This window comes from Pseudomonas sp. S2_A10, assembly GCF_054668465.1.
This window is the reverse complement of sequence record NZ_CP162773.1, coordinates 350,562-367,893: the sequence shown is the minus strand read 5'-3', so window position 1 is coordinate 367,893 and position 17,332 is coordinate 350,562. Positions and strand designations below refer to the sequence as shown.

At 61.7% G+C, this 17,332-nt stretch carries 18 protein-coding genes; 8 read left to right on the top strand and 10 right to left on the bottom strand.

All coding sequences use genetic code 11. From position 1 onward, the window contains the following. Positions 1-103: 103 nt before the first annotated feature. Positions 104-1,102 (bottom strand): AraC family transcriptional regulator, encoded by a 999-nt coding sequence (locus tag AB4N41_RS01695; RefSeq protein ID WP_252876743.1) that lies wholly within the window; start codon positions 1,100-1,102, stop codon positions 104-106. A gap of 347 nt (positions 1,103-1,449) precedes the next feature. Here AB4N41_RS01695 and AB4N41_RS01690 point away from each other — a divergent pair, with 347 nt between their 5' ends. Together AB4N41_RS01690 and AB4N41_RS01685 are read left to right on the top strand one after the other, a co-directional pair. After that, on the top strand, positions 1,450-2,784 hold the full coding sequence (locus AB4N41_RS01690; RefSeq protein WP_024013978.1) for a dicarboxylate/amino acid:cation symporter: 1,335 nt from the start codon (positions 1,450-1,452) through the stop codon (positions 2,782-2,784). Positions 2,785-2,929: 145 nt separating this feature from the next. Then, positions 2,930-4,111, top strand: coding sequence for a CaiB/BaiF CoA transferase family protein (locus tag AB4N41_RS01685; protein WP_252876742.1), 1,182 nt, complete (start codon positions 2,930-2,932; stop codon positions 4,109-4,111). A 116-nt stretch (positions 4,112-4,227) separates the two neighbouring features. Here AB4N41_RS01685 and AB4N41_RS01680 read toward each other — a convergent pair whose 3' ends face one another. Both AB4N41_RS01680 and AB4N41_RS01675 read right to left on the bottom strand, forming a co-directional pair. Next, positions 4,228-4,722 carry a SprT family zinc-dependent metalloprotease gene (locus tag AB4N41_RS01680; RefSeq protein ID WP_024013976.1) on the bottom strand — a complete coding sequence of 165 codons (495 nt, stop codon included), beginning with the start codon at positions 4,720-4,722 and terminating at the stop codon, positions 4,228-4,230. Positions 4,723-4,870: 148 nt separating this feature from the next. After that, positions 4,871-5,473: a Yip1 family protein gene (locus tag AB4N41_RS01675; RefSeq protein WP_016773629.1), complete on the bottom strand. Its 603-nt coding sequence runs from the start codon at positions 5,471-5,473 to the stop codon at positions 4,871-4,873. Positions 5,474-5,898: 425 nt separating this feature from the next. Here AB4N41_RS01675 and ttcA point away from each other — a divergent pair, with 425 nt between their 5' ends. Both ttcA and AB4N41_RS01665 read left to right on the top strand, forming a co-directional pair. Then, positions 5,899-6,723: a tRNA 2-thiocytidine(32) synthetase TtcA gene (gene ttcA, locus AB4N41_RS01670; RefSeq protein ID WP_056788114.1), complete on the top strand. Its 825-nt coding sequence runs from the start codon at positions 5,899-5,901 to the stop codon at positions 6,721-6,723. 134 nt (positions 6,724-6,857) lie between these two features. Beyond that, entirely contained in the window at positions 6,858-7,532 is a 675-nt protein-coding gene (locus tag AB4N41_RS01665) for a DNA-3-methyladenine glycosylase I (protein WP_056788117.1), read from the top strand. A gap of 88 nt (positions 7,533-7,620) precedes the next feature. Here AB4N41_RS01665 and AB4N41_RS01660 read toward each other — a convergent pair whose 3' ends face one another. From AB4N41_RS01660 to arsC, 3 genes are read right to left on the bottom strand one after another with little or no spacing between them, the layout of a single operon-like run. Continuing rightward, entirely contained in the window at positions 7,621-8,046 is a 426-nt protein-coding gene (locus AB4N41_RS01660) for a DUF2069 domain-containing protein (RefSeq protein ID WP_073472188.1), read from the bottom strand. Beyond that, positions 8,046-8,642, bottom strand: coding sequence for an NAD(P)H:quinone oxidoreductase (gene wrbA, locus AB4N41_RS01655; protein WP_076563848.1), 597 nt, complete (start codon positions 8,640-8,642; stop codon positions 8,046-8,048). Before wrbA ends, AB4N41_RS01660 begins: the two co-directional genes overlap by 1 nt. Next, the gene (gene arsC, locus AB4N41_RS01650) at positions 8,639-8,992 is read right to left on the bottom strand and encodes an arsenate reductase (glutaredoxin) (protein WP_150637577.1); all 354 of its coding nucleotides are present in this window, start codon (positions 8,990-8,992) and stop codon (positions 8,639-8,641) included. Before arsC ends, wrbA begins: the two co-directional genes overlap by 4 nt. Positions 8,993-9,105: 113 nt before the next feature. Between arsC and AB4N41_RS01645 the strand changes: the two genes are divergently transcribed. Beyond that, positions 9,106-9,570, top strand: coding sequence for a TlpA disulfide reductase family protein (locus AB4N41_RS01645; RefSeq protein ID WP_073472190.1), 465 nt, complete (start codon positions 9,106-9,108; stop codon positions 9,568-9,570). A 144-nt stretch (positions 9,571-9,714) separates the two neighbouring features. Here AB4N41_RS01645 and AB4N41_RS01640 read toward each other — a convergent pair whose 3' ends face one another. Together AB4N41_RS01640 and AB4N41_RS01635 are read right to left on the bottom strand one after the other, a co-directional pair. Then, positions 9,715-10,119: an META domain-containing protein gene (locus AB4N41_RS01640; protein ID WP_041479578.1), complete on the bottom strand. Its 405-nt coding sequence runs from the start codon at positions 10,117-10,119 to the stop codon at positions 9,715-9,717. Beyond that, positions 10,119-10,553 (bottom strand): hypothetical protein, encoded by a 435-nt coding sequence (locus tag AB4N41_RS01635; RefSeq protein WP_039757838.1) that lies wholly within the window; start codon positions 10,551-10,553, stop codon positions 10,119-10,121. The genes AB4N41_RS01640 and AB4N41_RS01635 overlap by 1 nt, the downstream gene beginning before the upstream one ends. A gap of 134 nt (positions 10,554-10,687) precedes the next feature. Between AB4N41_RS01635 and AB4N41_RS01630 the strand changes: the two genes are divergently transcribed. Then, positions 10,688-11,146 carry a hypothetical protein gene (locus AB4N41_RS01630; RefSeq protein WP_217851845.1) on the top strand — a complete coding sequence of 153 codons (459 nt, stop codon included), beginning with the start codon at positions 10,688-10,690 and terminating at the stop codon, positions 11,144-11,146. Positions 11,147-11,152: 6 nt separating this feature from the next. Here AB4N41_RS01630 and AB4N41_RS01625 read toward each other — a convergent pair whose 3' ends face one another. Next, a complete protein-coding gene (locus AB4N41_RS01625) occupies positions 11,153-12,142 on the bottom strand; it encodes a 2-hydroxyacid dehydrogenase (RefSeq protein WP_252876741.1) in 990 nt (329 codons plus the stop codon). Between the two features lie 81 nt (positions 12,143-12,223). Beyond that, positions 12,224-14,977 (bottom strand): response regulator, encoded by a 2,754-nt coding sequence (locus tag AB4N41_RS01620; RefSeq protein ID WP_056788622.1) that lies wholly within the window; start codon positions 14,975-14,977, stop codon positions 12,224-12,226. A 206-nt stretch (positions 14,978-15,183) separates the two neighbouring features. Here AB4N41_RS01620 and AB4N41_RS01615 point away from each other — a divergent pair, with 206 nt between their 5' ends. Both AB4N41_RS01615 and AB4N41_RS01610 read left to right on the top strand, forming a co-directional pair. Next, positions 15,184-15,906, top strand: a complete 723-nt coding sequence (locus AB4N41_RS01615; RefSeq protein ID WP_095181586.1) for a response regulator transcription factor — start codon at positions 15,184-15,186, stop codon at positions 15,904-15,906. After that, positions 15,893-17,317 carry a sensor histidine kinase gene (locus AB4N41_RS01610; RefSeq protein ID WP_252876740.1) on the top strand — a complete coding sequence of 475 codons (1,425 nt, stop codon included), beginning with the start codon at positions 15,893-15,895 and terminating at the stop codon, positions 17,315-17,317. Before AB4N41_RS01615 ends, AB4N41_RS01610 begins: the two co-directional genes overlap by 14 nt. The last annotated feature ends 15 nt before the right edge of the window (positions 17,318-17,332 follow it).

Below are 17,332 nucleotides of genomic sequence, written 5' to 3'. Positions count from 1 at the left end.
TCAATAGAGAGCTTGCAGGTCGGCGTATTTCTCAAGCATCCCCCAATCAGTCCCCTCTCCCCTCCGGGAGAGGGTTAGGGTGAGGGGCTTTTGATTTAGCGCCTCATTGCTCCTGCGCCCGATAAGCCCCCGGTGTCAGCCCCGTCCATTTCTTGAACGCCCGATGAAACGCCGAAGGCTCAGAGAACCCGAGCTGCTCGGCAATCTGTTGCAACGACAGCTCCGCCCGACCCAGATGGTAGATGGCGATATCCCGCCGCAGCTGATCCTTGAGTTCCTGAAAACTGCTGCCTTCCTCGCGCAAATGCCGGCGCAAGGTTTGCGGGCTGATATGCAGATGCGCGGCGACGGTTTCCAGATCCGGCCAACTCGCAGCGTCGCGACTGAGCAAGCGGCGCAGACGGCTGCTCAGGCTGTCGCCGTCGTCCGGGCGTGAGAGTAGGTCGGCGGGGGAGCGTTCGAGAAAATGCTTGAGCGTGCGTTCGTCCTGCAACAGCGGCATGGCCAGATAGCGACTGTGAAACAGCAGGCTGCTTTGCTCGGCATCAAAGGTCAGCGGGCAGGGGAACAGCAGGTCATATTCGCTGCCGTGCTCGGGGCGCGGATAGCTGAAGGTTGCCTGCTCCAGGCGAATGCGCTGGCCGATCAGCCAACTGCCGAGGCGGTGCCAGATCACCAACAAACTCTCGCTGAGAAAATGATCCGGGTCCCACCACTGCGCGTCGTCCAGACTCAAACGCACCCATTCGTCTTCGCGACGCAGGGTCAGGCGTGGAGCGTCGGGGAACAGGCTGTAAAACAACAAGCCACGTTGCAGAGCTTTCTCCAGGTTACGGCAGTGAATCGAGGCGTGGCACATCATGGCGAAGCTGCCGGGCTTGCTCGGGGCGTTACCGAAACCCAGGTATTCGTCGTCCAGCGCCAGCCACAGCCCTTGAATCAGCCGGGTGAACTGCTCAGGGGCAATCCGCGCGCGGGGCTCGTCGAGCAACTCCGGGCTGATCCCCAGTTGCTGTAACAGGCCTGAATAATCCAGGCCGCGCCGGCGCGCACCGCCAAGGGCGGCACGGGCGAAATGGCTGGCGATGGTGCGTTCGCGCATAAGCGGCAATCCTTGTTCAGGCACCGATCGTAATGGCGGGCCGGCAACGCCACAAGGCGGATTTCCGCCAAATTGCAGGACGCTGAACGCTCAGTTGGCGGAAATCCGCCATGCCTCAAGTCGCTGATTGGTGACAGGGAACTCCCGCAGGCCCTGATATCAAAAGGCTTGCTGCCATTTGCACCAATCTGGCACGACGTTTGCGATACAAGCCACAGAAGCGTGCACTTCTTCCGCCCGGGAGGATGCCGTTCCAACAACAAATCCCTCCAGTGCAGGAGGGTTCGCAATTAAGGTTCGGCGCTCGACAGATGGATGTTGCCGCTGGACGCTTGAGGAAACCTGCAATGACGACTCGTCAGCCACTGTACAAATCCCTGTATTTCCAGGTGATCGTTGCCATCGCCATCGGCATCCTGCTCGGTCACTTCTATCCGCAGACCGGTGTGGCCCTCAAGCCACTGGGTGACGGCTTCATCAAGCTGATCAAAATGGTCATCGCCCCGATCATCTTCTGTACTGTTGTCAGCGGCATCGCCGGCATGCAGAACATGAAGTCGGTAGGCAAGACCGGCGGCTACGCGCTGCTGTACTTCGAAATCGTTTCGACCATTGCCCTGCTGATCGGTCTGGTCGTGGTCAACGTTGTGCAACCGGGCGCCGGCATGCACATCGACGTCACCACCCTGGACGCCTCGAAAATCGCCACCTACGTGACGGCCAGTAAAGACCAGAGCATTGTCGGTTTCCTCCTCAATGTGATCCCGAACACCATCGTCGGCGCGTTCGCCACCGGTGACATCCTGCAAGTGCTGATGTTCTCGGTGATCTTCGGCTACGCCCTGCATCGCCTCGGCTCGTACGGCCGTCCGCTGCTGGACATGATCGATCGCTTCGCCCACGTGATGTTCAACATCATCAACATGATCATGAAACTGGCGCCACTGGGTGCGTTCGGTGCCATGGCGTTCACCATCGGTGCCTACGGTGTCGGCTCGCTGGTGCAACTGGGCCAGTTGATGATCTGCTTCTACATCACCTGCGTCCTGTTCGTCGTGCTGGTGCTGGGTGCGATCTGCCGGGCTCACGGTTTCAGCGTGTTCAAACTGGTGCGCTACATCCGTGAAGAGCTGTTGATCGTACTGGGTACGTCCTCGTCGGAATCGGCACTGCCACGCATGCTGATCAAGATGGAGCGTCTGGGCGCGAAGAAATCCGTCGTGGGTCTGGTGATCCCGACCGGTTACTCGTTCAACCTCGACGGTACTTCGATCTACCTGACCATGGCCGCCGTGTTCATCGCTCAGGCGACTGATACGCACATGGACATCACCCACCAGATCACTCTGCTGCTGGTGCTGCTGCTGTCCTCCAAAGGCGCGGCAGGTGTGACCGGTTCGGGCTTCATCGTCCTGGCCGCGACACTGTCGGCAGTAGGTCACCTGCCGGTTGCCGGTCTGGCGCTGATCCTCGGTATCGACCGTTTCATGTCCGAAGCCCGCGCACTGACCAACCTGGTCGGTAACGCTGTAGCGACCATCGTAGTGGCCAAGTGGGTCAAGGAGCTGGACACCGATCAACTGCAGACCGAGCTGGCTTCCGGCGGTCGCGGTATCTCCGATGAGCGTGAAGAAGACGACCTGGGTGTGGCTGAAGGCCCAACCCCGAGCAATGTGAAGTAAGCATCGCTTGCACAGAAAAACCCGCTTCGGCGGGTTTTTTCTTGCCCGGAATTTGAGCGCAACGGTCACACCTGCTGACATTTGCGGTGATTGCCGCATCGGCAATGGCTGCCTAGGCTGAGTACATCGCCCAAGGAGTTCACCCATGTCTGCACCGCTGGCCTCACTGAAGATTCTCGATTTCTCCACCTTGCTGCCGGGGCCGTTCGCCTCGTTGCTGCTGGCGGACATGGGCGCCGAGGTGCTGCGCATCGAATCGCCGACGCGTATGGATCTGCTGCGGGTGCTGCCGCCGCATGATGGCGGGGTCTCAGCCAGCCACGCCTATCTGAACCGCAACAAGCGCAGTCTGGCGCTGGACCTGAAACAGCCCGAAGCGCTGCAGATCATCAAGCAACTGCTGGGCGAATACGACATCGTCCTCGAGCAGTTTCGCCCCGGGGTGATGGAGCGTCTGGGCCTGGGTTATGAAGCGTTGAAAGCGATCAATCCAAAGCTGATTTATGTGTCGATCAGCGGTTACGGCCAGAGCGGGCCGTACAAGGAGCGCGCCGGACATGACATCAATTATCTGGCGCTGGCGGGGCTCGCCAGTTACACCGGACGCGCCGACAGCGGGCCGTTGCCGCTGGGCATGCAGGTGGCAGACGTGGCGGGCGGCTCGCTACACGGCGTGATCGGCTTGCTGGCAGCGGTGATTGCCCGTCAGCAAACCGGGCAGGGCACCCATCTGGATGTGAGCATGACCGACTGCGCGTTCAGCCTGAACGCCATGGCCGGCGCTGGCTATCTGGCCTGCGGCGCGGAACCGGGCCGCGAAGATCAGATGCTCAACGGCGGCAGTTTCTATGACTATTACCGCACCCGGGATGGGCGCTGGATGTCGGTGGGCAGTCTGGAGCCAGCGTTCATGCAGCAATTGTGCACGGCGCTGGGCCGGCCGGAGCTGGCGGCGCAAGGGTTATCGCCCAGGCCCGAGCAACAACAAGCCTTGAAAGAGGCGTTGCGCATCGAATTCGAGCGGCACGATTTTGCCGAACTGTGTGAGTTGTTCGCCGGGGTCGACGCCTGTGTCGAGCCGGTGTTGAGTTTGGGCGAGGCGTTGCGCCATCCGCAGTTACAGGCGCGGGAGCTGGTGACCCAGGTGCCGCGCGGCGATGGCACGACGCAGGCGCAGATGGCCTGTCCGTTGAAATTCTCCGAGGCGTTGCCGGCGCCAAGGCATGTTGGCGCGGGGTTGGGGCAGCATACGGATGAGGTGTTGGGGGAGTTGGGACTTAGCCCTTCGAAAATTGAAGACCTGCGTCGCGCCAAAGTCATTCTTTAGCGCCTGTAACGGCCTCATCGCTGGCAAGCCAGCTCCCACAGGTTCCCAGGTGTTCACAAAACCTGTGGGAGCTGGCTTGCCAGCGAAAGGGCCAGTCAGGGCACCGCAGAAACTGACTATTCCACCCGCATTTCACCACTGAACACCAGCGTACTGCGGCAGCGCCGGCACAGATACCGCCGCCCTTGCCGCACTAAACCGTGACGCTGGGCGGTAAACGGGAAATCACTGTCGGGGCACGGGCATTTGTAGATATAGCGGGTCACGCTGCGCCGCTTGATTTCATAGGTGTGGCAGCGATCCGGCGGCAGTTCGTAGACGCCGCGCATGATCAGTTGCCACTCCTCGCCATGGGGCTGGATGCGGTCGCCGAACAGTTGATGAGCGATCAGGTGGGCGACTTCGTGGGCCACGGTCTGCTTGAGGAAGTGTTCGGTGTTTTCCCGGTACAGCTGCGGGTTGAAGCGCAGCAGGTTCTCGTGCAGATGCGCGACACCGGCTTTCTGCCCGCGCAGCTTGAGACTGACCACGGGGCGTTTGAAGGAACGTTTGAAAAAGGATTCAGCGAGTTGGTAACAATCTTCGACGCGGGTATTGAGTTGCTCGGGCATGCTTGATGGATCTCCAGAGACGCCGAGTATGCCGCAACCCCGGCGACTTGCGAATCGCCGACCTGCCGAATGGTCGTCGCCCCAACGAGAAGGCCGCCTTGCGGCGGCCTGTATTGGCAGATGTTGTTTTTCTCAGGGAGGAAACAGGTCAGTTGGTATAGACCGGCCCGACACCCAGGCCCCAGACAATCACAGTGAACGCCATGATCGCCACCAGCACCACCAGCCCAACCGCGAGCACCGAGCTGGAAAACAGAAAGCCTTCATCCGAAGGGATGTTCATGAACGTCGGCAAGCCGACATACAAAAGATAGACCGTGTAGCAGATGGCCGCCGTACCGACGATCATCCCCAGCCACATGTGCGGATACAGCGCCGCCAGACCGCCGACGAACAACGGTGTCGCCGTGTAAGTGGCGAATGCCACGCAGCGGGCCAGGCTTGGATTGGCGTCATAGGTGCGCGCCATCCAGTGCACGAAGGCGCCCATTACCGCGACCCCGCCGAGCATCGCCAGGTAGGACATGATGGTCATCCACAGAGCGCTTTCAAACGTGAGCATTACCGGCGCGCGGTTGCCGATCACCCAGCCGACCTGGGTCGTGCCGATGAACGCCGAAACAGCGGGGATCGCCGCTAGAATCAGCGTATGCGTCAGGTACATGTGGCTGATGCTTTCCTCTTGGTCGCCACGGATCTCCTTCCATTCCTGATCGGGGTGGGTAAACAGTCCCACTACGTGATGGATCATGCCATTCACTCCTCTTGTCATTGCCATCGCCCCCCAACGGAGCGCCTACGGGCCAAGATGGCCGAGCAAATACAGGTCTTCAGATGTGTGCGACCTTATGTCGCAGTATAGAAAGGAGTCCAGCGCACCGGTATGCCGGGCTTAGAGCAAATCGCGCTGTAAACATTGCAGGTAATCGCCTCGGGGTCTTGAGGGGAAGGCATTTTTGGGGTTGAAACACTTTTGTGGCGAGGGGATTTATCCCCGTTCGGCTGCGCAGCAGTCGCCAAGCCATACACCGCGCAGTGTCAGGCAATACGAGTTCTCAGGTTTTGGGGCTGCTTCGCAACCCAGCGGGGATAAATCCCCTCGCCACAGATGCTTCGCGCTACCGGGGTTTTTGCGTAAAATGCCGGCCTTTCGTCACACCTCACGGATTTCGCGTCATGGGCACTCTTACGGTCAACCAGAACAAACTGCAAAAGCGCCTGCGCCGCCTGGCCGGCGAAGCGATCGCCGATTTCAACATGATCGAAGACGGCGACAAGGTCATGGTCTGCCTGTCCGGGGGCAAGGACAGCTACACCATGCTTGACGTGCTGATGCACCTGCAGAAGGTTGCACCGATCAAGTTCGACATCGTCGCGGTGAACATGGACCAGAAACAGCCGGGCTTTCCCGAGCACGTGCTGCCGGCCTACCTGAAAGAACTGGGCATCGAGTATCACATCGTCGAGAAGGACACTTACTCGGTGGTCAAGGAACTGGTGCCGGAAGGCAAGACCACCTGTTCGCTGTGCTCGCGCCTGCGTCGCGGCACGCTGTACACCTTCGCTGACGAAATCGGCGCGACGAAAATGGCCCTCGGTCATCACCGCGACGACATCGTCGAAACGTTCTTCCTCAACATGTTCTTCAACGGCACCCTCAAAGCGATGCCGCCGAAGCTGCGCGCCGACGATGGCCGCAACGTGGTGATCCGCCCGCTGGCGTACTGCAACGAGAAGGACATTCAGGCCTACTCGGACCTCAAGCAATTCCCGATCATCCCGTGCAACCTCTGCGGCTCACAGGAAAACCTGCAGCGCCAGGTGGTCAAGGAAATGCTCCAGGACTGGGACCGCAAGACCCCGGGCCGCACCGAATCGATTTTCCGCAGCCTGCAGAACGTGGTGCCGTCGCAACTGGCCGACCGCAACCTGTTCGACTTCACCAGCCTGAAGATCGACGAGACCGCGGCTTCGCGTTTCGTCAATGTCGTCAATCTGTAAACACCTTCAAATGTGGGAGCGAGCCTGCTCGCGAAAGCGGTGTGTCATTCAACTGATTGGTTGACTGAGACTCCCTCTTCGCGAGCAGGCTCGCTCCCACATTGGTTTCTTCGCTTCATTCAATAGGAGAGGGCATGCGCGATTACAAGTGGCTGCACGAATACTGTCTGAACCGTTTCGGTTCGGCGGCTGAACTGGAAGCCCATCTGCCCGTTCCCAAGACCCCCACGCAACTGCGCAAGATCCGCGATGACCGCTATCTCTCGACCATGGCCTTGCGGGTTTTTCGCGCCGGGCTCAAGCACAGCCTGGTCGACGCCAAGTGGCCGGCGTTCGAAGAAGTGTTCTTCAAGTTCGATCCGGAAAAAGTCGTGCTGATGAGCGCCGAGCACCTTGAGCGGCTGATGCAGGATGCGCGGATCATCCGCCATCTGGGCAAGCTGAAAAGTGTGCCGCGCAATGCGCAGTTCATTCTCGATGTGGAAAAGGACAAGGGCAGCTTCGGCGCGCTGATCGCCGACTGGCCGGTGACCGATATCGTCGGCCTGTGGACGTACCTGAAAAAGCACGGCCACCAACTTGGCGGGCTGTCGGCGCCACGCTTTTTGCGCATGGTCGGCAAGGACACGTTCGTGCCGAGCTACGACGTGGTCGCGGCGCTGAATGCGCAGAAGATCGTCGACAAAGTGCCGACCAGCCAGCGCGATCTGGCGACGGTGCAGAACGCGTTCAACCAATGGCACGAACAGAGCGGCGGACGGCCGATGAGCCAGATTTCGATGATGCTCGCCTACACCGTCAACCATTAAAACCGCGTCGCTGCATTCGCGAGCAGGCTCGCTCCCACCTCTGGAATGCATTCCCTGTGGGAGCGAGCCTGCTCGCGAAAGCGGTTGGTCAGGCGACGCTGATCTCGCCTTCGCCAGCCAATTTGCGATTCAACTGATAGCGCCAGCGCACATACAGCAGCGCCGAGCAGAACACCGCCAGGCTTGCGGCCATTTCCAGCAGGCCGAACAACTGCCGGTTGGGGTCGTACGCCGCCAGAGCGCCTTTGATGAAGTACAGGTTCACCACAAAACACATCCACGAATGGCCACGGGCGCTGCCCATGATCATCGCCGGGGCGAGGACCAGCCACGGGATCAGCTCGACCAGCAGAATCACCCAAGGCCGCGCGCCATGCAGATCGGCGAACAGCAGGTAATAAGCCGCCAGCAAACCGGCGAGGGCGAAAAAGCTCAGCAGGCTGAGCACGCGCATCGCCTTCACCCGTGGCTCTAGCCACTCTATCGAGGGCAGGACTTTCGGCTTCTTCGCCATCAGCCCACCAGCTTCTGTGCGGTTTTCGCCAGGCGCAGACCGAGTGCGCGACACAGCGCCACTTCGTGCTGATCAAGACCGTTCTTGCCGTCGGCACCGGCGTGATGGCTGGCCCCGTAAGGCGTGCCGCCACCTTCGGTTTCGAGCAGGGCCGATTCGCTGTAGGGCAGGCCGGTGATCAACATGCCGTGATGCAACAGCGGCAACATCATCGACAGCAGCGTGGTTTCCTGACCGCCGTGCAGGCTGGCGGTGGAGGTAAACACGCCGGCCGGTTTGCCGACCAGCGCGCCAGTCAGCCAGAGGTTGCTGGTGCCGTCGAGGAAGTACTTGAGCGGCGCGGCCATGTTGCCGAAACGCGTCGGACTGCCCAAGGCGAGGCCGGCGCAGTTCTTCAGATCATCGAGGCTGGCGTAGAGCGCGCCTTCAGCGGGAATGTCCGCCGCCACTGCTTCGCACTCGGTGGAAATCGCCGGCACCGTACGCAGACGCGCTTCCATTCCGGCCTGCTCGACGCCACGGGCGATCTGCCGGGCCATCTCGTTGGTCGAACCGTTGCGGCTGTAATAGAGAACCAGAATGTACGGCGTGCTCATGGCAACAACTCCAGCACGTTTTCCGGTGGGCGACCGATGACGGCCTTGTCGCCGACTTCGAGAATCGGCCGCTCCATGAGTTTCGGGTGCGTGGCGATGGCGTCGATCAGCTGCTGCTCGCTGAGGCTGGCGTCGGCCAGATTCAGGGTTTTGTATTCCTCTTCACCGCTGCGCAGCAGCTGTCGCGCGCTGATCCCGAGCTTGCCGAGCAGGGCCTTGATCTGCGCGGCGCTGAGCGGCGTTTCCAGGTAGCGCACGACATTCGGATGCAAGCCGCGGGCTTCGAGCAGTTCCAGCGCGCCGCGGGATTTCGAGCAGCGCGGATTGTGATAAAGCGTCAGATCGGTCATGGCGGGTCGCTTCTGGCGTAAAGTGGCGGCTATTCTAACTGTGCGGCGCGCAATCCAGAACCGTCAGAGGCGATGGGTCGCAGGCGCTTTCGAATTTTCACAAGGAACACGACATGACACGGCGATTGGCAGCGGCATTGACGATAATCGGGGCGTTGATGCTGGGGGGCTGCGGTAATGATTACGGCATCGACCAGAACGGCCAGAAGGTAGCGTCCGAACGTCTGGACAAGCAGTGGGTGGTGCTCAATTACTGGGCCGAATGGTGTGGCCCATGCCGCACGGAAATTCCCGAGCTGAATCATTTGGCTGATGAGCTCAAGAGCAAGAACGTCGGGGTGTTCGGGGTCAATTTCGACAACGTGCAGGGCGCGGAGCTGAAAGAGGCAAGCGAGAAACTCGGCATCAAGTTCACCGTGCTGGCGCAGGATCCGGCCGAGCTGTTCGACCTGCCGCGCAGTGAGGCGCTGCCGGTGACGTTCATCATTGATGACAAGGGCAAGGTGCGTGAGCAGTTGCTGGGTGAGCAGACGGCGGCGGGGGTGATGGCGAAGCTGGAGGCGTTGCGGAACAAGTAACCTGTGGCGAGGGGATTCATCCCCGTTGGGTCGCGAAGCGGCCCCATGCGCAGTTCCAGGCGAACTGCAAACTCAGGGCTGCTACGCAGCCCAACGGGGATGAATCCCCTCGCCACAGGTAACCCCTGTGGGCACAGAAGGGGCTTAGCCCTCTTCGAGCCACCAGCGCAACGGTTTGCCTTCAGCCGGCCAGAAGCGTATCTGCTCGATGGGCGAAATGTCCCAGCGCTCGACTTTTTCCAGCGCCTGCAAGAAGCGTTGTTCCTGCTCCATCAGCGCCGGGGCGCAGAGCTTGCGGGTCTTGCCGATCTTGCCGAAGCTCAGCTTGTCGCCGTCCTGCGTGTACGGCGCGAACCAATGGTTGCAGCCGCCGTTGCCGTAGGCGCGGCCGTCATCGCCGAGGGTCACGGTCAGATGGCTGTAATCCATCAGCGGTCGCTCGCCGATCCATTCCAGAATGTAGCTGCGGTTGTGCTGCAGTTGCACCGGCTCTGCGGCGCAACCAGCCAGGCCGACACCGATCAGTGCGGTCAGGGCGAGGCGTTTCATCATGCAGGCTCCTGGCATTTCGGGCACAGGTGCTTGTCGCCGACGGCTTTCCAGCCGAGCTCGGCGATGCGCGCGGTGGCGGCGGGTTTCTCGGCGGTCTTGCCGAGTTTGGCATCCACAGCGAATTCGAAACTCAGCTCTTTCGCGCAGCTGTCGCAGTTGACCTGCCAGGTGTGAATGGCCAGTTCGCCGAACACCGGGCCTGTGGTCATTGCGGTCCATTGGCCTGGCGGATTGATCAAGTGGCGGACCGTGTCGACGGTCAGGCGCATGGACAAATCCTTGCTGCCTTTGAGGGTGACCAACAGGGCATCGCCGATGCGGATCGAGCCACCGTTACCGGTCACCTGATAGCGGCCCGGAACCAGGGCGCGGCATTCGGTGAGGGTGTGTTGCGGGTTCATCAGGGTGTAGCGGAAATCGTGTTCGACCATGGGTCCTCCAAATATGCGCGACATGCTAGCACGGGCTCGATTGCAGAATGATGCACGCGTGCGACCTTCGATCCGGTTCAAATGCGCCGACAGTCATGGCACACTGCCGGCCCCCGAATCTGAAGGAACGGAACATGGCGCTGATCGAATGTTATGAATGCAAGCGGAGCATCAGTTCCGAAGCGCTGGTGTGCATTCACTGCGGCGCGCCGATGGCCGAGCACGCCGCCATGCAGGCGCAATCGACGGCGGCACCGGTGCAAGCCGCGACGATTTCCTTCGGCAGCCTGCCACGCAACAACGCAGTGCCCGAGGCGGTTGCGCCGCCAGTGTCCGAGCCTTTACCCAAAGTGATGCCGGCAGCAGCAGGGCGTCGCCGTCGTCAGCAGGCCGCAGAACAGGCCCGCGAGGAGCAGCAACCGCTCAACGCCGATGGCAGCCGCCCGGTGGAGGGCTGGCTGAAAATCATGGTGTTTCTGCTACCGGCGTTTTTCGTCTGGTTCCTGCTGCGCAACGGCCACTCCAGCAAGCAGCGCCTGCTCGGGTTCGGCTGGCTGGGCTTGCTGATCCTGGCGTCTTCGCTGTCCAAGTAAAACCGTTCAACCCTCGACCTGGTTCTGCGGCGCACCTGCCGCCCAGGTCGCGATGTTGTGCAGGGTGGTCGCGGCAATCGCGCCCAATGCTTCGCGGGTCAGAAACGCCTGATGCGCGGTGATGATCACGTTGGGAAACGTCAGCAGACGCGCCAGCACATCGTCCTGCAACGGCAGGTCGGAGCGATCCTCGAAAAACAGCTGCGCCTCTTCCTCGTAAACATCCAGCCCCAGATACCCGAGTTGACCGTCCTTCAGCGCGTCGATCAGCGCCGGCGTGTCCACCAGCCCGCCACGCCCGGTGTTGATCAGCATCGCCCCCGCCTGCATGTGCGCCAGTGAGTCGCGATTGATCAGGTGCTTGCTCTGCTCGTTGAGCGGGCAATGCAGGCTGATGATCCGCGACTGCGCGAGCAATTCCGGCAGGCTCAGATAACGTGCGCCCAAGGCCAGCACCTCGGGATTGGGATACGGATCGTAGGCCAGCAATTCACAGCCGAAGCCGTGCATGATTTTCGCGAAGGTCGCACCAATCTGCCCAGTGCCGACGATGCCGACGGTTTTGCCGACCAGATCGAAACCGGTCAGGCCATGCAGGCTGAAATCGCCTTCGCGGGTGCGGTTGTAGGCACGGTGCAAGCGACGATTGAGGGCGAGGATCAGCGCCGCGGCATGTTCGGCCACGGCATGCGGCGAGTAGGCCGGCACACGAACCACGGCCAGGCCGAGGCGTTTCGCCGCCGGCAGGTCGACATGGTTGTAACCGGCCGAACGCAGGGCAATCAGCCGCGTGCCGCCAGCCGCGAGGCGTTCGAGCACCGGGGCGCTGAGGTCGTCATTGATGAACGCGCAGACCACTTCGTGCTGCTCGGCCAGCGCCGCCGTATCGAGGCTCAGTCGCGCCGCTTGAAAATGCAATTCAAGCCCGGCCGGGCAGTCGGCGCCGAGAAAGCTGTCGCGATCGTAGGTCTGACTGCTGAAAAAGATTGTGCGCATGAATCCTCCTGGAACATCGACGCGGGCCGCAATGGCCCGCGACAACTGTAGCGCTTTGCGCGTGCAGCGCCTTGCCGTGGATCAGGCGCTGATGCGCGCCTGCGCCGCGAGTCGATTGATCGAGCGCTCCAGTTCATCCAGCGCGGCGGCGGCTTTCGGATCGTCCTGCTTGAGCAGGGTTTCGCTGCGCTGGCAGGCGGCGCGCAGTTGTGGCACGCCGCAATAACGGGTGGCGCCATGCAAACGGTGCACGCGTTCGAGCAGGGCATTCTGGTCGTGGCTGTCACGGGCGGCGCGAATCGCTTCGCGGTCGGCTTCCAGCGAGGCCAGCAGCATGGCGAGCATGTCTGCCGCCAGATCCGCTTTGCCCGCCGCCAGGCGCAAGCCTTCTTCGTGATCGAGCACCGGCAGTTCCTGCTGACTCGCCGCGCTGTCGCCGTTGCGCTCCGGCGCCTGATTGCGCAGGGCCAGCCCGGTCCACTTCAACACCACCTGCGCCAGTTGCCGCTCGCTGATCGGTTTGGTCAGATAGTCGTCCATGCCGCTTTGCAGCAGCGCGCGTTTTTCGTTGGCCATGGCGTGGGCAGTGAGGGCGACGATCGGCAGCGGCGTGCAATGCCGCTCGCTTTCCCACTGGCGAATGGTTTCAGTGGTCTGGCGACCGTCCATGCCCGGCATCTGCACGTCCATCAGCACCAGGTCGAAAGATTCGCTCTGCACGGCTTTGACGGCCGCGTAACCGCTTTCGACCGCGAGCACTCGAGCGCCCATGTCTTCGAGCAGGGTCTGCACCAGCAACAGATTGGCCGGGTTGTCGTCGACACACAGCACGCGCGGCGCACGGCTGGACAGCGGCTCGCCCGGTTCGCTGCGGGTCTGGCGCGGATTGACCAGATCGGACAACGCTCGGCGCAGCTTGCGCGTACACGCCGGTTTGGCTTGCAGCTGGCTGTGCGGGTTGGGCACCGACAGATGAAACAGCGTCTGTTCGGTGGTCGGGCACAGCACCAGCACTTTGCAGCCCAGATGTTCAAGGTCCCAGATGTGCTGATTCAAACGTTCCGGGAGCATGTCGTTGCTGGTGATGCCGATCACCGCCAGATCGATCGCCTGATCGGTCTGATGCGCGCCGGTAACGCCATTGCTCAGGCTTTCCAGGGTATTGAACGGCGTAACTTGCAGTCCGCAGTCTTCCAGCTGATGTTGCAAGGCCTGACGCGCCAGTTCGTGATTTTCCAGTACTGCCACGCGGCGTCCGAGCAATGGCGCGGCGGGCAGGTCTTCGGCGTCGTCGCGAGTCTTGGGCAGGCTCAGGCTGATCCAGAATTCCGAACCTTCGCCCGGCGTGCTGTCGACGCCGATCTCGCCGCCCATCTGCTCGATCAGGCGCTTGGAAATCACCAGCCCCAGGCCGGTGCCGCCGGGTTGGCGCGACAGCGAATTGTCGGCCTGACTGAAAGCCTGAAACAGCGCGCGCACATCCTGATTCGACAGGCCGATGCCGGTGTCCTGAATGCTGATGCGCAGTTGCACGCTGTCTTCGTGTTCGTCTTCGAGCATCGCCCGGGCGACGATGGTGCCTTCGCGGGTGAACTTGATTGCGTTGCTGACCAGATTGGTGAGGATCTGCTTCAGACGCAACGGATCGCCGACCAGCGACAGCGGCGTGTCGCGATAGACCAGACTGACCAGCTCAAGCTGCTTGGCGTGCGCGGCCGGGGCGAGAATGGTCAGGGTGTCTTGCAGCAGGTCGCGCAGGTTGAACGGAATGTGATCGAGCACCAGTTTGCCGGCCTCGATCTTCGAGAAGTCGAGAATCTCGTTGATGATTCCCAACAGGCTGTCGGCAGACTTTTCGATGGTGCCCAGATAGTCGAGCTGGCGCGGGGTCAGTTCGCTTTTCTGCAACAGGTGAGTGAAGCCGAGAATGCCGTTCAGCGGCGTGCGGATCTCGTGGCTCATGTTGGCGAGGAATTCGGATTTGATCCGACTGGCTTCCAGCGCTTCTTTGCGTGCCAGGTCCAGTTCGATGTTCTGGATCTCGATGGTTTCCAGATTCTGCCGCACGTCTTCGGTGGCCTGATCGACGCTGTGCTGCAATTCTTCGCGAGCGTTTTGCAAGGTGCCGGCCATGCGGTTGATACCCGAGGCCAGTTCGTCCAGCTCCTGGCTGCCGAGGGGCGGCAAGCGGGTTTCCAGATGACCGTCCTTGAGCTGCGCGACTGCCTGTTTGATCTGGCTCAGCGGACGGTTGATGGTGCGGCCCATGCGCAACGCGAGGAGGGCGGCGCCGGCAAGTCCGGCGGCGATCAGCAGCAGGCTGGCGAACAGGCTGCGATAGCCGCGCAGCAACATGCCGTTGTGCGACAGCTCCAGCTCGACCCAGCCGAGCAGGCGTTCGGATTCTTCGGGAATGATTTCACCGGCGAGGTTGCGGTGCTTGCCGAACACCGGCATCAGGTAGCGCGTCGCGTCATTGCCGCTGCGTCGTTGCAACAGCGCGCTGTCGCCGCTCGGGGCCTGATTGAGCATGGTCGGGCCGGCGTGGGCCAGTGGCGAGCGGTCCGCCGCGAGGAAGGTCACCGCGCGCACATCGGGTTGTTCAAGGGACTGGGTGGCGATGCGTTCAAGCAGATCGGCGTCGCCGTGACCCATCGCCGGCGCCACCAGCGGCGCCAGTTGCTCGGCGATCATTTCGCCGCGCTGCATCAATTGGCTGTGCAGGTCGGTCTGCTGCGTCCAGGTGAAATAGCCACCCAGCACCAGCGCCATCAGGCTGGTCGGCAACAAGGTCAGCAACAGCACGCGACCTTTGATTCCCAGTTTCTTGAGCACGCCTATCTCCCGCATCCCGCTGATCTGTTGACACATGCGTGCATCCGGCACGCGACATGGGCGCAGTGTAGCGATTTGCAGGCGGGCAATCTTGCGGAAAATGCAGCGCCGCCGACGCACTCGTTCGTCCGACAGGCCAAGCTTGTGTTGCCCGCTGTCGGACAATCTTGAATAATCCGCCAACTGAGAATTACTTGCAGATACTCATGACTCCTGTTTCCGTTGGCCAGCCACGCATCCTTTCCATTGAAGACGACCCGGTCCTCGGCGCGTATGTGCACGAGCATCTGGGCCGCAGCGGTTTTCAGGTGACCTGGTGCCAGAACGGCCAGGAAGGTCTGAACATCGCCCAGCGTCAGCCTTTCGACGTGGTGCTGATGGATATTCTGCTGCCGGGGCTCGATGGTCTGCAGTTGTTGACGCAATTGCGGCAGAGCCATTCGACGCCGGTGCTGCTGATGTCGGCGCTGGGTGCCGAGGCCGATCGCATCAGCGGTTTCCGCCTCGGTGCCGATGACTATCTGCCCAAGCCGTTCAGCATGGCCGAGTTGCATGTGCGCATCGAAGCGATCCTGCGCCGGGTGGCGCTGGATCGGCGCCCGCCTGCGGTTACCGCTGCGGTGGTCAGCGGCACCCTGCGTTTCGATGACGAACACTGCGACGTGTTCTTCGGCGAGCAAGCGGCCGGGTTGACCCGCAGCGAATTCCGTCTGCTGGAAACCCTGCACCGCAACACCGAGGAAGTGTTGAGCAAGGCCTTCCTTTATCAGCACGTCCTGCAACGCGGCTTTGCGGCGCACGACCGCAGCCTCGACATGCACATCAGCCAGATCCGCCGCAAACTCAAAGCCATCGGTTACACCGAGCGCGAAGTGCGCACGGTGTGGGGCAAGGGCTATGTCTTGAGCGGCGCCGATGAAACTGTCTGAACTGCCGGGGCGGCATTCGCTGTTCTGGAAACTGGCGTGCCTGCTGGTGGCGTTCTGTCTGCTGATGATCTGGTTGAGCTGGTCGTGGGGCCGCTACATGGAGGAGCGCAATCAGTTCCTCTCCAGTGACGCCCGCAGCACCCTCAGCCGTTACGCCGCGCAAGCCGAACAGGCGTGGCAGCGCGGCGGGCGCAATGGCGTCGATGACTGGTTGCAGAGCATGGAATTGCGCGAGGCCAGTTGGGTCGGGGTGATCGGCGCTGATTTGCAGTCGCTGAGCAATCAGCCGTTGAACGCCGCGGAGGTGCAGCACCTGACCTTCCTGCGCGGCCTCGACTGGCCGATCCACAAGAAGGGCCGACCTTGGCTGCGGGTGCCGTTCCCGCAGGATCCGGCCGCCGGCATTCTGGTCATCGAGTTGCCCGAGCGCTTTGTTCCGGGCAAGTACCGGGTGTTCTGGCGGGTGATCACCAACGGCGTGATTCCCGGGCTGTTCACCCTGTTGCTCTGTGTCGGCCTGTATCGCCTGCTGGTGGTGCCGCTGAACAACCTGCGCGAACAGGCCAACGCCTGGCGCGCCGACCAGTTGAATGTGCGCCTGTCGAGCGGCATCACCCAGCGCCCGGATGAACTCGGTGAACTGGCGCGGGCCTTCGATTCCATGTCCGAGCGCCTGCAAACCACCGTCGCCTTGCAGCAGCAGTTATTGCGCGACTTGTCCCACGAACTGCGCACGCCGCTGAGCCGTCTGCGTGTGGCCAGCGAAAGCGAACAAGGTCTGCCGCAGCTTCGCGAGCGCATCGGCCGCGAGGTCGACGGCATGCAGCGGCTGGTCGAAGACACCCTGCAACTGGCCTGGCTCGACACCGACCGCTCGCCGTTACCAAATGAAGCGATCCAGATTCAGGCACTGTGGGAAATGCTCACCGACAACGCCTGTTATGAAAGCGGCTGGCCGAGCCTGCAATTGCAATGCTCGGTCGAAGCTTCGTGTTGGGTGCGCGGCAACCTCAATACCCTCGCGCAAGCGCTGGAAAACATCCTGCGCAACGCCATTCGTCACTCGCCCGAGGGCGGCATCGTGCGTCTCGATGCACGGCGCGATGGCGAGTATTGGCATTTGTGGCTGGAGGATCAGGGCGGCGGCGTGGCTGACGAAGATCTGCAGCGGATCTTTTCGCCGTTCATTCGATTGGACGGATCGAGACCCGGGGATGGTGGCTTTGGCCTGGGCTTGAGCATTGCGCGTAATGCGGTGCAGCGCCAGGGCGGGTTGCTCTGGGCGCAAAACACCGGGGCGGGGCTGCGGTTGAATTTGCGCTTGCTGGCGGATGATGGCGTCGCCCATGCGGACGCCTTCGCGAGCAGGCTCGCTCCCACAATGGCTGTGCATTCACCGCAGATCGCATAAGCAAAATTCATCCCC

Excerpts from the sequence above, each read along its gene's own strand:
- AB4N41_RS01685 (WP_252876742.1), top strand. The coding sequence starts at position 2,930 with ATGTCTGCACCGCTGGCCTCACTGAAGATTCTCGATTTCTCCACCTTG.
- AB4N41_RS01680 (WP_024013976.1), bottom strand. The coding sequence starts at position 4,722 with ATGCCCGAGCAACTCAATACCCGCGTCGAAGATTGTTACCAACTCGCT.
- AB4N41_RS01625 (WP_252876741.1), bottom strand. The coding sequence starts at position 12,142 with ATGCGCACAATCTTTTTCAGCAGTCAGACCTACGATCGCGACAGCTTT.
- arsC (WP_150637577.1), bottom strand. The coding sequence starts at position 8,992 with ATGACCGATCTGACGCTTTATCACAATCCGCGCTGCTCGAAATCCCGC.
- AB4N41_RS01690 (WP_024013978.1), top strand. The coding sequence starts at position 1,450 with ATGACGACTCGTCAGCCACTGTACAAATCCCTGTATTTCCAGGTGATC.
- AB4N41_RS01610 (WP_252876740.1), top strand. The coding sequence starts at position 15,893 with ATGAAACTGTCTGAACTGCCGGGGCGGCATTCGCTGTTCTGGAAACTG.
- wrbA (WP_076563848.1), bottom strand. The coding sequence starts at position 8,642 with ATGAGCACGCCGTACATTCTGGTTCTCTATTACAGCCGCAACGGTTCG.
- AB4N41_RS01660 (WP_073472188.1), bottom strand. The coding sequence starts at position 8,046 with ATGGCGAAGAAGCCGAAAGTCCTGCCCTCGATAGAGTGGCTAGAGCCA.
- AB4N41_RS01695 (WP_252876743.1), bottom strand. The coding sequence starts at position 1,102 with ATGCGCGAACGCACCATCGCCAGCCATTTCGCCCGTGCCGCCCTTGGC.
- AB4N41_RS01635 (WP_039757838.1), bottom strand. The coding sequence starts at position 10,553 with ATGGTCGAACACGATTTCCGCTACACCCTGATGAACCCGCAACACACC.
- AB4N41_RS01640 (WP_041479578.1), bottom strand. The coding sequence starts at position 10,119 with ATGAAACGCCTCGCCCTGACCGCACTGATCGGTGTCGGCCTGGCTGGT.
- ttcA (WP_056788114.1), top strand. The coding sequence starts at position 5,899 with ATGGGCACTCTTACGGTCAACCAGAACAAACTGCAAAAGCGCCTGCGC.
- AB4N41_RS01630 (WP_217851845.1), top strand. The coding sequence starts at position 10,688 with ATGGCGCTGATCGAATGTTATGAATGCAAGCGGAGCATCAGTTCCGAA.
- AB4N41_RS01615 (WP_095181586.1), top strand. The coding sequence starts at position 15,184 with ATGACTCCTGTTTCCGTTGGCCAGCCACGCATCCTTTCCATTGAAGAC.
- AB4N41_RS01675 (WP_016773629.1), bottom strand. The coding sequence starts at position 5,473 with ATGATCCATCACGTAGTGGGACTGTTTACCCACCCCGATCAGGAATGG.
- AB4N41_RS01645 (WP_073472190.1), top strand. The coding sequence starts at position 9,106 with ATGACACGGCGATTGGCAGCGGCATTGACGATAATCGGGGCGTTGATG.
- AB4N41_RS01665 (WP_056788117.1), top strand. The coding sequence starts at position 6,858 with ATGCGCGATTACAAGTGGCTGCACGAATACTGTCTGAACCGTTTCGGT.